This is a genomic window from Cyclobacterium sp. 10D3-21 (genome assembly GCF_055809755.1).
In genome coordinates this window covers 1,447,942-1,463,043 of sequence record NZ_CM147924.1, presented here as the reverse complement: position 1 = coordinate 1,463,043, position 15,102 = coordinate 1,447,942, and the positions used below count along the sequence as shown (strand labels likewise).

10 protein-coding genes are annotated in these 15,102 nt (G+C 39.5%); 6 read left to right on the top strand and 4 right to left on the bottom strand.

Translation table 11 applies throughout. The features are described 5' to 3' along the window. Window positions 1-136: 136 nt before the first annotated feature. The 3 genes from AC0L7T_RS06095 (at window position 137) to AC0L7T_RS06085 (ending at window position 6,188) form a co-directional block, all read left to right on the top strand. On the top strand, window positions 137-2,077 hold the full coding sequence (locus tag AC0L7T_RS06095; protein ID WP_473341603.1) for a CocE/NonD family hydrolase: 1,941 nt from the start codon (window positions 137-139) through the stop codon (window positions 2,075-2,077). Between the two features lie 441 nt (window positions 2,078-2,518). Then, window positions 2,519-3,958 (top strand): nucleoside hydrolase-like domain-containing protein, encoded by a 1,440-nt coding sequence (locus AC0L7T_RS06090; RefSeq protein ID WP_473341602.1) that lies wholly within the window; start codon window positions 2,519-2,521, stop codon window positions 3,956-3,958. 151 nt (window positions 3,959-4,109) lie between these two features. Then, window positions 4,110-6,188, top strand: a complete 2,079-nt coding sequence (locus AC0L7T_RS06085; RefSeq protein WP_473341601.1) for an alpha/beta hydrolase family protein — start codon at window positions 4,110-4,112, stop codon at window positions 6,186-6,188. A gap of 340 nt (window positions 6,189-6,528) precedes the next feature. Here AC0L7T_RS06085 and AC0L7T_RS06080 read toward each other — a convergent pair whose 3' ends face one another. From AC0L7T_RS06080 to AC0L7T_RS06065, 4 genes are all read right to left on the bottom strand, one after another. Beyond that, window positions 6,529-6,993, bottom strand: a complete 465-nt coding sequence (locus AC0L7T_RS06080) for a hypothetical protein (protein ID WP_473341600.1) — start codon at window positions 6,991-6,993, stop codon at window positions 6,529-6,531. Window positions 6,994-7,045: 52 nt separating this feature from the next. Beyond that, window positions 7,046-7,705, bottom strand: coding sequence for a hypothetical protein (locus AC0L7T_RS06075; RefSeq protein WP_473341599.1), 660 nt, complete (start codon window positions 7,703-7,705; stop codon window positions 7,046-7,048). After that, entirely contained in the window at window positions 7,689-8,180 is a 492-nt protein-coding gene (locus tag AC0L7T_RS06070; protein ID WP_473341597.1) for an RNA polymerase sigma factor, read from the bottom strand. Before AC0L7T_RS06070 ends, AC0L7T_RS06075 begins: the two co-directional genes overlap by 17 nt. A 280-nt stretch (window positions 8,181-8,460) precedes the next feature. Next, window positions 8,461-9,573, bottom strand: coding sequence for a DUF6920 family protein (locus AC0L7T_RS06065; protein WP_473341596.1), 1,113 nt, complete (start codon window positions 9,571-9,573; stop codon window positions 8,461-8,463). 368 nt (window positions 9,574-9,941) lie between these two features. On the opposite strand from AC0L7T_RS06065, the gene AC0L7T_RS06060 reads away from it, so the two are divergent. From AC0L7T_RS06060 to AC0L7T_RS06050, 3 genes are all read left to right on the top strand, one after another. Next, on the top strand, window positions 9,942-11,456 hold the full coding sequence (locus AC0L7T_RS06060; protein WP_473341595.1) for a sulfatase: 1,515 nt from the start codon (window positions 9,942-9,944) through the stop codon (window positions 11,454-11,456). 246 nt (window positions 11,457-11,702) lie between these two features. After that, window positions 11,703-13,277, top strand: coding sequence for a CehA/McbA family metallohydrolase (locus tag AC0L7T_RS06055; RefSeq protein ID WP_473341594.1), 1,575 nt, complete (start codon window positions 11,703-11,705; stop codon window positions 13,275-13,277). Between the two features lie 249 nt (window positions 13,278-13,526). Further along, the gene (locus AC0L7T_RS06050; RefSeq protein ID WP_473341593.1) at window positions 13,527-14,708 is read left to right on the top strand and encodes a winged helix-turn-helix domain-containing protein; all 1,182 of its coding nucleotides are present in this window, start codon (window positions 13,527-13,529) and stop codon (window positions 14,706-14,708) included. Window positions 14,709-15,102: the final 394 nt, after the last annotated feature.

Genomic DNA, 15,102 nt, shown 5'->3' with positions numbered 1-15,102 from the left:
GAATTAATTGAGGCAATAATCACACATTACTCAAACCATGAAACTTGCCTTTTTGACTATTGAAAAGCGCAAAATGTCTTATTCAAAAGACAGTTAATAATTCGGTACAGTTAAAAAAATCGTTAAATTTTAAAGTATGAAAACTGGCAGAAAAGGTTATCCGCATATATCCGTTGATAATTGGATAAGAAATGGTAGCATCCTAAAGAAATGCATTTCTCTATTTGTCTTTCTATTGGTAGCAGGAACCTGTTTTTCTCAGGAGACAAATGAAGAATGGTTTTTAAATAACTACAGCAAACGGGAGGTTTACATTCCTATGCGAGATGGGGTAAAATTATACACTGTAATTTATACACCAAAAGACACAATTAGCCGACACCCTATATTAATGGAGCGCAGCCCTTATTCTTGTAACCCTTATGGCCCTGATAAATACATGGCTGTTTGGGGCTCCTATAAGATGGCCTACGCCAAAGAAAATTTCATCTTTGTGAAACAGGATGTTCGTGGAAAATACATGAGCGAAGGTGAGTTTGTGGAGGTGAGGCCATTTATCAAAAACAAAACCGGGAACCAAATTGATGAAGCCAGTGACACCTATGACACCATTGATTGGTTAATCAACAATATAGAAAACAACAATAACAAAGTTGGAATTATAGGTGTTTCCTACCCTGGGTTTTATGCAGGACAAGGTGCACTTTCAGGGCACCCTTCACTAATGGTGGCCAGTCCACAGGCACCTGTTACCGACTGGTATATTGGAGATGACTGGCACCATAATGGCGTTTTCTTCCTGATGGATGCGCAATCTTTTTATAGCCGACATGGTATGCCAAGGCCAAATCCAACTACATCTAACACTACAGGATTCTCATTCAATTCTGATGACAATTATAACGCATTTCTCAATGCTGGATCATTAAAAAACATCGCCCATTTGATGGGAGATAGCATACAATTTTGGAAGGAAATGTTCGCACATCCAAATTATGATGATTGGTGGCAAGCAAGAAATGCCCGAAATAGCTTCTATAATATAAAACCAGCAATGCTCTGGGTGGGTGGGCTATTTGATGCAGAAGATTGTTTTGGCGCCTGGGCTTCCTACAAAGCTGCAGAAGAGCAAAGCCCAGAAACAAACAGTAAATTGGTCATGGGCCCTTGGTACCATGGGCAATGGTCACATGACGGTAGTTTTTTGGGTAATGTAAGGTTCGGTAGCAATACCTCCAGGTATTATCAGGACAGCATTGAAGCACCCTTTTTGATGCATCATTTACTTGATAAAGGAGACAAAATAAATATTGCTGAAGCCACTGTATTTTTCACAGGTGAGAACACCTGGAAAAAGTTTGATCAATGGCCACCTAAAGCCACTGAAAACCAACCTTTCTATTTGCAAGACGGTGGAAAGTTAGGCTTGAATACGCCAGAAAATCAATCAGAAGAATTTGATGATTACATCAGTGATCCCGAACATCCTGTACCTTACACACAGCACATTCATTTCAAAAGAACGCGGGAATATTTAACGGATGATCAGCGTTTTGCCTCAAGGCGTGCTGATGTATTGACCTACGAAACCAATGTATTGGAAAATGAGGTAACCCTGGCAGGACCGGTTGTTGCGGATTTATTGGTTTCTCTATCTACTACTGATGCTGATTTTGTTGTCAAGATAATTGATGTATTTCCTAACGACTTTAAATATCCCGAAGAAATGAAAGGAAATGATGCAAATTATCCAATGGGTGGTTATCAAATGATGGTTCGCTCTGAAATCATGCGCGGTAAGTTCAGGAACAGCTTTGAAGCCCCTGAACCTTTTGTTCCAGGAAAAATTACCTCTGTGAAATGGACCTTACCAGATGTAGCGCATACTTTCCAAAAAGGCCATAAAATCATGGTTCAGATACAGAGCAGTTGGTTTCCATTAGCCGACAGAAATCCCCAAAAGTTTGTCAACATTTATCAGGCAAACGATGACGATTTTCAAAAAGCTGAAATCCGAATTTATCGCGATGTAGAAAATGCGTCAAAAATTATTTTGCCTGTTTTAGTAAGTAAATAATGGGTACGCCTTAAGTACTTTAGTTGACTCATTTTGATAAAGCTTTTGATTAGCAAAGAACAAGGTTTTTACTGAAAATTTCATAATTCAATATATATAATGGTATATTTCTTGGGTATTCTGCGTTTTAAACAATATTTTTAATTCGATAATACAAGTTTTAAATTTTATTACACCACTAGAACCTATGCCTTTCGGCCTATCTGACAAGATGAAGCATTATAAATGCTTCCCTTATTTGCTATCTGGCACTTTAAGTGAACATTTTGTAAAAAATGAACGTGAAAACAGTGCCCAAACTGAATTGATTTCAACATCATCACTTTTTTCAGTGCAAAAAATTCACAGCAAATTAATCCTGGTTTATTTACATAATTTGGCCAAGACCTGATAATGGTAACTGCTCATGCAGCACAATTACTACTTAAAAATACAACTAACATGAACACCAGCTATAAAACACTTATTTACCTCACATTACTGCTTTTTATTGGTATTCCTTATTGCGCTACTGCCACTGAAAAGCCCCGAGTCTTTGTATTGACAGATATAGAGAACGAGCCAGATGATGCCCAGTCTCTTGTCCGATTCCTAATGTACAGCAATCAATTTGATGTTGAGGGCTTGATCGCAACTACATCTACACATCAGCGGGATAAAACAGCGGCCTGGAGATTAAAGGAGATTGTAGAAGCGTATGGAAAAGTACATGCCAATTTACTAAAACACGAAGATGGATTTCCCACAGCAGAATACCTTTTGTCTCGTATTAAATCAGGGCTTCCTAAATATGGAATGACCGCCGTAGGAAAGGGCAATGACTCTGAGGGTAGTGAATGGTTAATCGAAGTGGTGGACAAAGACGATGAAAGGCCTGTGTGGGTTCCTGTATGGGGTGGTGCCAACGTTTTAGGCCAAGCCCTTTGGAAAGTAAGGCTAACGAGAACGAGAGAAGAGCTAGATAAATTTGTTTCCAAACTTCGGGTCTATGCCATTTCCGATCAGGATGATTCTGGCGTATGGATTCGCAATGAATTCCCTGGTCTCTTTTACATTGTTAGTCCGGGTGAGGATTATATCCATTCTACCTGGAATGGAATAGGAGGAGAATCCTATCGGAAATATGCTTCTGGAGCAGATGCTTCCTTGGCAGAAAACCCTTGGCTCAGGAAAAACATCATGCAAGATCACGGTCCATTAGGAGCTCAATACCCAGAAGTAGAATACATTATGGAAGGAGACACACCTAGCTTTCTGGGGTTGATAGACAATGGATTAAATGTTCCAGAGCGGCCAGATTATGGCGGATGGGGCGGCCGGTATGAACTGTACAAACCCCATTTTCAACCCTACCGAAATTTTGACTACCAAGAACCTGAACAAAGAGCCATCTGGACAAATGCTATAGATGAAGTAATGGGTATTGATGGACGAATTTACATTAACAATCAGGCGACAATCTGGCGATGGAGAGAAGCTTTCCAAAATGACTTTGCGGCAAGAATGGATTGGTGCATAAAATCCTATGAAGAGGCAAACCACCCACCATTGGTTAAGGTGGACAAAACCACAAACATCACCATACACCCTGGAGAAGAAATTCAGTTTGATGCCAGTGGCAGTACAGATCCGGATGGTGATTCCTTGTCTTATCACTGGTTTAATTACAAAGAGCCAGGGACCTTTTGGGCCTTTAACTGGTACAAGCCACTCACAATCACAAATCCTAACAGTGCAAAGATCACCTTAGAAATTGGTGAGAAAATTGAACTGACAAAAGCGCAAACCACTCATTTAATCCTTGCTGTGACAGATAATGGAACCCCTGCTATAACCAGGTACGAGCGTATCGTTATTAACATATTACCAAAAATAAAATAGCCCTACCACGACTGATCTTGCCTCATACTATCTATGGAATTGCTTTTGAAAAATCAGCTTCGGCCGGATAAACCCAGGGACATTAAAAAGGCAACAAACCATATGTAACACGCATTTTACTTAAAGATATCTTTCGCAAAACATTTATGCAATGAAAAACAATCGAAGAAATTTTATCAAATGGTCTGGGTTATCCGGATTTGGAATAGGTTTAGCACCTTCATTGGTATTAAAAGCGAAGGCTGAAAAGCAATCCTCTCGCCTGATGGTAGAAGGGGAAGCCAACAAACCGGCCCATCGTCTTCCTTCCATGATTCAAAATTACTACATCGATAAAGTGCGGGATATATCGAAAAAACACAGTGACAGAATCTATGGGCTTAAGACAAAAAAAGAGGCACTGGAATACCAGACTGAGATCAGAAATAAAATCAAGGATTGTCTTGGTCCTTTTCCGGATAAAAACCCATTGAATCCGGTCATAACAGGGAAACTGGATAGGGAAGGTTTTACCGTAGAGAAGGTGATTTACGAAAGTCGACCTGGTTTCAAGGTGACAGCCAATCTTTACATTCCCAAAAACAACGGCCAGCCAATGCCAGCGGTACTCGGAACTTGTGGCCATACCAGAGAAGCCAAATCAAGTGCCTACCAGTATTTTGCTCAAAGCCTTGCGAGAAAGGGGTATGTTGTTTTGATTATTGATTGTATTGGGCAGGGTGAGCGCTTACAACACCCAATTCCGGGCCGTGAAAGTGCAACCAGATGGGGCGTAACGGAACACATCTATGCAGGTAACCCCTTAACATTAGTTGGGGATTCAATGGCTGGTTGGTTTGTATGGGATGCTATCCGTGGGATTGATTATTTGTGTTCTCGTCCGGAAGTTGATCACCGACATATTGGGGTTACAGGGAATTCCGGTGGAGGCACTCAGACTACCTGGTTATGTGGAATTGAATCCCGACTGACGATGGCTGCTCCAAGTTGCTTTGTCACCACCATTCGCCGAAACCTGGAGAACCAGGAAGTTCAGGATGCAGAACAGTACGCACTAAAAGGCTTAGCAAAGGGTTTAGATCATTTTGATTTCATCGCCACTATGGCGCCAAAACCTGTGATACTGATCACCCAGGAAAAAGACTTTTTTGACACCCGGGGGACGCAAGAGACTTTCGAAATGCTCCAACATTTTTATACGTTATTGGGTGCGAAAGAGAATATACAGTTGTTCAGAGGGGACGACTACCACGGCTATCACCAACCCGCAAGAGAGGCCATGTATGGGTTCTTTAATCAGGTGACTAAAATTAACAATGACGGCAAAGAACCTGAATTTGAACTAGAAAAAGACGAAGACCTGTGTTGTACTCCCGCAGGACAGTTGTCCAAGGAAGAGTTCAAAACAATACCTGAAATCCTCAAAAAGGAATCCATAGAAATTGGAAAGAAAAGGGGTGCCGTTTCGGCATCCAAATTAAAAAAAGCCTTGTCTGAAGCTTTACGCTTGCCAGAAAAATTTGATGTGTCCGATTACCGGATTTACAGAGCAAGAAAGGAACCGTTATTTCCTCGGCCTTTTGTAACGGATATGTTTGTAGAAACAGAACCTGGCATTCACAATGCGGTCTATCGACTCACTGAAGAGAACATATATTCCAGACCACATGGTAGTCCGAAAAATGCTATACTTTATGTTTCTCATTTAGGGATGGACGATGAGTTAATCAATGATGAAAAGATACGAGACATCCTCGCCGATCATTCTGACAATGCAATTTATGCCTGTGATTTGAGGGGGATAGGCCAGACTGAGGCCAATACACATGTCAGTTATTCTATTCCTTATAACAAGGAGTATTTTTATGGCATGCTTTCAAATATGCTGGATGAACCAATGATAGGAAAACGAACGTATGATTTACTATGCATTTTAAATTGGTTAGAATCCTTAGGTCATACTGAAATCACCGTTGTTGGCAATGGCTGGGGATGTCAGCCCGCTACTTTTGCTTCTGTCTTAAATGAGAATGTCAAAAAAGTCATCTTAAAAAATGCCTTGAGCAGTTACAGTGATGTCACAGAATCTACTTTCTACAATTGGCCAGTATCAGCCTTTCCTTTGAATGTGTTGAATCATTTTGACCTACCGGATTGTTACCTTGACCTCAAACGAAAAAACCTTGAAATACTTGGTATGTGGGATGCTCAGGCCGGAGAGGAAAAATAAATAAGCTATTGTTCTTAAACCAAATAGCTCATTTCGATTTATTGTGAATTCATAAATGCCTGCCAGACCGAAAGGTATGACAGGCATTTATTTAACCCGAAATATGCAATAGACATTCTATTACGTGCTGAAATCGCTTCAAAATCAGCCACTTCGTTGCTGTTTTCAATTTCACCATAGCGGTGCTATGCTAAAATCTCCAAACAGTCTGATTTTCTTGCGATTGCAACACTCATTACGAATCCTATTACATAATCCGGGTTTAACAAACTATTTTATTTAGTTTAATATGAATAACTGACACCTTTGTTTGCATCAATACCTGTGGAAAGTTTAAAGATCAAACAACTCTTCCTAGCTTTTTGGCTTCTGCATCTTTTCTTGCCCCGTAAAGTATCCCAAAAAGCATTCCCAAACTTATCCCCATCGACAAACTCATACTTGACTCTAAATGGGTGTCAATAGAGGTCCCATACAATATCCCTAATGCGGTTCCGAAAATCATACCGTAAACCATCCATATTTCTGTATAATGTTTTTCCGTAGTGAAATAAAACTCCTCTTTTAGAAAGGCTTTAAATTCAGACAGTTTTTGTTTATAGTATTTTTTCGAGTTGTCCGTTGAAGCCGCTAGCTTCAAGAAACCAAGTTCTTTCTGTATTAATGGGGATTGGCTTTCAGTTAAACCCTTGCTTTTTAAACTATTCAGAATTTGAATAAAGCCCTTGTAAATCTTTTTTTTCCCTTTGTTGTCTGTTGTTTTCAATAATTTATTAAAAACTTCAATTGCCTCTGTAATGCTCATGTTCTTTGTGTTTTTTGTTTGTATCTAAAATGTTGGGTTGAAATTCTTTATTTTATTCAGCTCTAAGTTCTTCCATGTCTGAAATCAACTCATCAAGCTTTCTAATTACCCTTCCATAAATAATATTTAAATCCCAATAGTAAATCTTACCTCCAAAAAGTGCTAAAACAGCAAGAATTAATATCATCGCTAAAAGTCCGATCAATGGCATTCCAAAAACCACATTAAGGTCAGGGTATTTCACCATAAGCTCACTCATTACCGTTTCGTTTAGTTGCTCTCCATTTTTGCTCGAAAACCAAAACCCCATTATAGCAGATAGAAAAATTATGGGGTAATAAAACCTCGCCAATTTTATATTGACTGATATTTGAACATCCAACCAGCTTCTGAATGATTTAAGGTATTCATAGCTGTTAACATTTTCATCAATGCTCTCCAAACCCTTTGAAAGTCTTTTATTCACTATAAACACCCAACTCGAAACCAGAAAAAGACCTATTCCCATAATCGGAATTCCTAATAAAAAGGAAGCTCCTAAAACCGCTATGGACCCAATCGCAATGGCATTCAAATTAGTTTTAAACATCCTCTTATATTTATCGATAAAATGAATCGATTTTTGATTGTATAGGTTGGTTACTTTTGGACCTACCAATGCCTCATTTTTCATAAACCCTTCTTTCCAAATTGCTTCAATTGACTTTTCCATCTAATCGTTTTTTTAACCGTTCTTTAATTCTTTTAATGCGTACCCCAATGTTATTGGGGTTAGTACCAATAATGTCTGCTATTTCCTGGTAGGACTTTTCTTCCAGATAAAGTAAAATCACTCCCCTGTCAACTTCCGAAAGTTGCCTAATGGCATCATACAAATGATTTAGTGCCTCATCTGAAAATGCATGGCTATCTTCAACCACCTCATCAGGCAAGGCATCAGAAGCGAAATACTGAGAACTGTTTTTCTTTTTCTTCAACAGGGTCAAACAAACATTCAATGACAATCTGTAAACCCAAGTAGACCACTCAGACTGCCGGCGGAAATTGTCTCTGCTTTTCCAAATTTGTAAACATACTTCTTGATAGTAATCTTCAAAATCTTCTTGCGAATTGGTATATGCGCGGCATATCTTAATGATTATTGCTGCATAGGGTAAAATTGAAGATCTATAAAAGTCGCTGCTCACTGTTTTTTTCTTGGTTAGTGGCGAGAATTAAATATTATTACACCCTACAGAAAAAATTGTAAAAAAAATTCACTGTTAAGGAAAATTTTAAACCAGAAATAGCTGATAAGTCCTTTATTTATACCAGCACAATAAATGAAGTTTAAGCAAATTGGGTTCTTAATTGCTTGCAAAATTTGCAGGACTATAGGCTAAAAACTATTGATCCTGCTAAGCGGTTAATGTAAAAACCCACCAAAATCCAATATAAGGAGTCAAGGAGATAAATCAGCTTTTCCTTTTAATCCCTGGCCAAAGCGGATTCTTTCAGATTGTATTTAATGTCTGTAATTTTCAGTTTTAACCAGGTCCAATTTCCACTCTCTAATTTCCATTCTGCTTTAGATTCAACTGGGATTTTAATGCCATTTATTTCTTCGGTTTTGGTAGCGGTAACTGTCCATTCAATAGGCAAAACATCATCTGCATCCTTATACCGCATGGCCACAAATTTTTTAAAATCCCCATTTTCTTCAAAGTGAAATATACCTGAACCGACGGTCCCATTATATTCCATTGTGGCTTTCGCCGAATAGTCATCCATTGCCTCCCAACTTATATAAGGGCTCAAGGCAAAAGATGGGAACCAAACTATTTCGGCCAAATACCGCTGTAAGGTGGCTTGATTTACCTTTTCATTGTTTTTTGCATCTACAATAGAAAAGAATGAAAGCAGCTTAATCGTCATTTCTCCTTGACCATTTTTAAATTTATCCCTCCCAACCACAGTTAAAAATGGGTTCATTTTTAGCTTGACTGACCAATTAAAAGCTGGAGGTTCAATGGTGAAATATTGCCGGGCTTTTGCTTTGTTCCATTCTTTTTGCTCAGGTTTCATCAACATTTGTAAGTCTTGCTCCAAATAAACATTGTAAACCAATGTTTTTCCAATTGCCCCACTATTCAGTAACCATTTTTGAATTGTTGCAGGCAAGTCCACTATCATTTGCTCCGATAAAATGGTGTTTTCTAAGGTATTTGAATTCTCAAACATTTTCGCTGTTTCATCACCCACCATTTTTTTAAAGCTACCCGATGAATAAAGAAGAAAAATTAAAACCAGTACGATCAAATTTATAATTGTCCCGAACTTGGCATCAGTCCAATAGTTTAGAATTAATAACTGTGAAAGAATTACACCCACAATTCCAATTACCCACCAATAATTGGACTGAATGGACAATAAAAATACAGTTACAGCAAATAATACAAAGGTCAACAACCATAATAATCCAAACACTTTGGAAATGGGTTGGGTAATGGCATTAAATTCGGAAAGGTCAAAGGCCTTTAAAAATCCAAACAGATGGATAACGCCATGTATTCCAAGGACTATTATTAAAACTATTCGCATAAATTTTCTATTTTTAATGTAGAATAATGCTTAACAACTTAGTTTCTTCAACTGCTCTAAAATAGTGAAAAAATAAATGACTAGCACCTCAGGCCCTTCAAATCTTGAAAGGTTCCTTTGAGCACTTATTCTTTATTGAATTTAGTCTTAAAACTGTAAAGGCATTACTTTCAAGCCTACAGGCTACGTAAGCCTAGCAAGCACCTTCTATTGATTCATGAATACACTGGGAAGATTATCCCTACAAGAGAAAATTTCAATGTTTTCATAGTTCATTAAAGCCATGCTGTGTACCTTAGTTTTCTCTGTTAATGGTTATATTATAGATTAAAACCATCCTTCAATTCCAAAAACAAATACCAACACTGATGGCACACTTTATATGCAATGGCTTCTCTAAAATCCTTGGTTTTAGCAGGGGTAAAAATGCAGGAATATCCCTCTTCCTTACACTTTTTACCTTTTTCCCTCTACTCATTCAGGCGCAAGACAAAAAAGAACTGAATGTTTTGTTTATGATCTCAGACGATCTTACAGCTACCGCAATATCCAGTTACGAAAATAGCGCTAGCCATACCCCAAACATCGATCGTTTGGCTTCGGAAGGGACGCGATTTACAAAAGCCTACTGCCAGTATCCAGTCTGTGGTCCATCCAGGGCATCCATGATGTTTGGCTATTACCCAAATGCAACTACGACCTATGGCTACGTAAGCGGAAAAGAGAATGTAGGTCCAGACCGACAGTCATGGGCTCAATTGTTCAAAGACAATGGCTACTATACGGCCAGGGTTGGAAAGATTTTTCATATGGGCTCTGTAGATATCCTGAAAGGGAGAAATGGCCAGGATGATCAAGCTTCGTGGACAGAAAGATTTAACAGCCCAGCCCCTGAGGTCCACGCCAAAGGAGACCACGAATTGGTTCAAAACAATCCTTATGGTTTACTTACTTTATCAAAGGATACCAATTGGAATGGAGGCAATCAGATCCATATTGTCAAGACAGACGAAAATGAAATACAGACAGATGCAGAGACAGCCAAAAAAGTATCGGAATTACTGCGTGAGCATAAGAACAAGCCATTTTTTATTGCAGCGGGCTTTTTTCGCCCCCATGTCCCTTTTGTAGCGCCTAAATCTTCATTTGAAAACTATCCACATGAACAAATCGTGATGCCTCCCAAAGTTGAAAACGACTGGGAAGACATTCCTGAGCAAGGGATTAATTATGTGAACAGTGTCAATGGGCAAATGACAGTCGAACAGGAGAAAAAGGCTGTTGCTGCCTACTATGCTTCTACTTCCTTTTTAGATGACCAAGTCGGCAAAGTATTGCAAACCTTAAAAGAAGAAGGACTTGAGAAGAACACAATTGTCATCTTTACTTCTGACCACGGCTACTTTTTGGGAGAACATCGGTTTTGGATGAAAGTGGGATTGATGGAAGAATCCGCCAGGGTTCCTTTGATCATCAAAGTACCTGGACAAGCCCCAGCAGTGTGTCATTCTTTTGCAGAACTAATTGACCTCTATCCAACCATTTCGGAATTAGCAGGCTTACAAGCTCCAGAAGCTATCCAAGGCAAAAGTCTGGCCCCGCTGATCGATAATCCCAAGTTAAAAGTTAGAGACTTTGCTTTTTCCGTTTCTCAGCGGAATGGTAGAATGGGCTATCTAATTCGCTCATCCGACTGGGCCTATATTCAATATGGAGAGCAGGCTGAAGGAGGCATGGAATTGTATGACATGAATTATGATAAGGGACAATACAATAACCTGGCTTTGTATCCAAAATACGAAGAGGTGGTCTCAGAAATGCAGGGGCTCCTACAGGGTAAATTAGCTGAAGTACGAACCAATGATTTGGGTATTGAGTATTAGCATATCCTCCACCTATAAGCTAAAGCAATGAAGCTAACTTGAGAGATTTTGTCAGCAATGCTGCAGAAAAAGCAACAATACCGCCAATATCATTTAATGTTCATTCACTAGTGGCTGTTATATTTCTCCCTTCTAGGGCTGATAAATTAGGAGAATGACCCAAATTTTACTTCCCATAATTTCAGGTTTGTATTTATATAAAAACACCATATGTTTACAAAAGCATAACTACTTCCTGATGACGAAATGAAAAGACGAAAATTTTTAGAAAACCTCTCCCTCGTAACCAGTGCTGCTACTTTAACAGGTGCCACTCCTATCAAAAGCACCTCCACCCTTAAAAACAAAGACCAAAAAAAAGAGACATCACTGCTTGAAATTCGAGTTACTGCACCTTCGGTAGTAGAAGTAAACGAACCATTTTGGCTGGGGGTTAAATTAATGGGAGAACCTTTCTTCGCTGACTGGGTTCCTATCTGGCAAAGAAGAGGAGTCACTGTCAACGCCCCTTTCAATCATTCAGCCAGAGGAATCCGATTTATGGACAACGTCCTCCCCTCTTGGAAAAATGAGGTAGAAATACATGGAGACGATGGTTATGAAGGCCTTTCCACTTACTCGTTTCAAGAAGGCAATGGCCCTTATGCTGGAGATCACCGTCCAATCAGGCGTCTTGAAGGTTTTCGTTTTACCAAGCCAGGCATAAGGTACATCAAGGTAAAAGACCCAATTACCGGAAAAATTGGTACCAGCAATGCTATATGTGTAACAAAGGAAAAACCCACTCAACGATTGTTCTGGGGAAACCTCCACTGTCACAGTATTTTTGGAGATGGCATCCGTCTGCCAGAAGAAATTCACGCTTTTGCAAGGGATGAGTCTTTTCTTGATATATTCTCTCTTACAGATCATACAGAAGCTTTGACCAATGCCCAATGGAATTATTTCAGGGAGGTATGCAATACATTTAATGAGCCGGGAAGGTATGTCACTTTCAATGGTGGCGAATGGACCAGCCCGGAGTTTGGACATCGAAACTTCATCTATCCTGGAAATGAAGGGCCAGTTATTCGGTGTACAGATCCAAATCAAAACACCCTGCAAAAACTTTATGCTGTTGCAAGAGAACATAAAGCACTCCTAATCGCCAATCACACGGCCAGTGAGGGCCATACGACTCACTGGGACAATGGTCATGATGCGGAAGTTGAAAGACTAATAGAGATCTATTCCATAGGAGGAGTAAATGAGATGCCAAAAGGACCTGGAAATACCTTTGAAAGCAGGATAAAAAAGGACGAAGTCATCGGAAGTCATGCCGTAGATGGATTAAAAAAAGGTTTTAAGCTTGGCTTTATAGGTACCGGGGATGATCATGATGGGCGTCCTGGAGATTCAATTCATCACCTTCAGGAGAAACCTGAAAGTTATAAAGAGATATTGGGGCCGGGGCTAATGGGAGTCTGGGCTGAAAATTTATCGCGTGAATCTATATTTGAGGCCTTATGGAATAGAAAAGTATTTGGCACCACAAACAATCGGACTTGGCTTAAATTCTCCATCAACGACCAACCTATGGGTTCCATATTCACCGCAGGCAAAAAACTGAGCATCAAAATAGAGGCCGCAAGTAATTTGTCCATCCTTCGAATCGATCTTATCAAGGAAGGAAAGGTTGTGCAGTATACTGAACCCAATCAAATGCAGGCAATATGGGAAATCGAGGAGAAGCAACCGACTAACCCCACATGGTACTACGTGAGAATAACCATGGATGAGGAACATTTGGCCTGGTCAAGTCCCGTATGGATTGAAGGATAAGGTTTTGAGGCTGACTAAATAGGAAGAAAAGTTCAAACTGCCTGGCGGCAATCTATCTTCTTTGTTATTTTAAGGCCTAAATTTACTGCGCTACTCAGGGCACCCCTATGCTTAAAGAAGCTCCGAATCCGCAACATAACGCAGAAAAGGCGCTTATTCAATGCAAACCCTGTCGGGAGGGATTGAGCCAGAAAAGGTTCTAGCGGCCAAAGGGTAAAAGAACAAAGCTTTCAATAGAACTATTTTAAAATGAAGGAGACACTATCTATTCAAGAAGCGCAAAAACTAGTGCTATTATCACAGGATTTTTTACCTTCAAAACTAAAAGGAAACGCTATAGACCACACCCTATCAAGCATAGAAAATCTTGGCTATATTCAAATCGATACCATCTCTACTGTTCAACGTGCACACCATCACACCTTATGGAGCAGAAATCCGCGGTACCAAAACGTGCACCTTGATGAATTGGTAGCAAAGAAAAAAGTCTTTGAATATTGGTCGCATGCAGCAGCCTACTTGCCAATGAGAGACTATAAATATAGCCTTTTCCGCAAAAATGCCATTTTAAAGGGTGAACAAAAACATTGGTTTACGAAAGACTTTGGCCTTATGAAATCGGTATTGAATCGAATTGAAAAAGAGGGGCCATTAATGGCAAAAGACTTTGTTCACAAGGAAAAAGTAAAAGATTGGGGAAGTAAACCTGCCAAACAAGCCCTGGAGAATTTGTACATGCAAGGTGAATTGATGATTGCTTCGCGGAAAAACTTCCACAAGGTATATGACCTAACCGAGCGTGTGTTACCAAAAGGTATTGAGGACAGTGTCCCTTCTCAAGAGGAATACCTTCGGTTTTTGATTAAAAGTTACCTACGGGCAAATGGCATAGGACAGGCAGCAGAGATCTCCTATTTACTTAAAAACACTAAAGCACTTGTCACCGCAGCATTGAAAGAGATGCATGCAAGTGGTGAATTGATCGCCTTAAAGGTAAATGGGAATGGCTATTATGCGCTTCCGGACTCCTTATCTTTATTGAACAAGCCCCTGAACCGAAAGCAACTAAAAATCCTCTCCCCTTTTGACAATCTCCTTATTCAACGCAAGCGCATGCTAACTTTGTTTGATTTTGACTATCAAATTGAATGCTATACGCCCGAAAAGAAACGCAAATATGGTTACTTCTCCTTGCCCATATTGTGGGACGCCAAGTTGGTAGCGCGAATGGATTGCAAGGCGGATAGTAAAACATCCATTTTACATATCCATCATTTGGCATTGGAGGAAAGGCTGCAAGACAAAGATGGTTTTACGCTTGCTTTTTGTAAAGAACTTGAAGCTTTCAAGCAATTTAACAACTGTACCGAAATTAAATTGCACAAAACGACCCCACCTGACTTTAAAGCTACTATGCAAAACCTTTTATAGTCTGCTTTTAATGCTTTCAATAATGTGGCAGACCTCTACTGCTCAGGCTCAGCATTTTCTCAACGCATAAGAGCTCTCCACGCCTTCCGATGAGGATTCTGTTATGCAATTGAGGCGAACGGATGTTTACCGAATCCCAATAAATTTTCAACCTTTTGTCATAAAAAGCAAAATTGAATAGGACATCTCCTAAGCTATAAAGTAATAAAACAAGACATTGAGATTAGGCTAATTTAGACATCCGAAAGCTGGGACATTCCCTATATTTAAAACAATTGCTTATTGAAAGTCTATTAAACCCGAAATATGCAATAGACATTCTATTACGTGCTGAAATCGCTTTAAAATCAGCCACTTCGTTGCTGTTTTCAATTTCACCATAGCGGTGCTATGC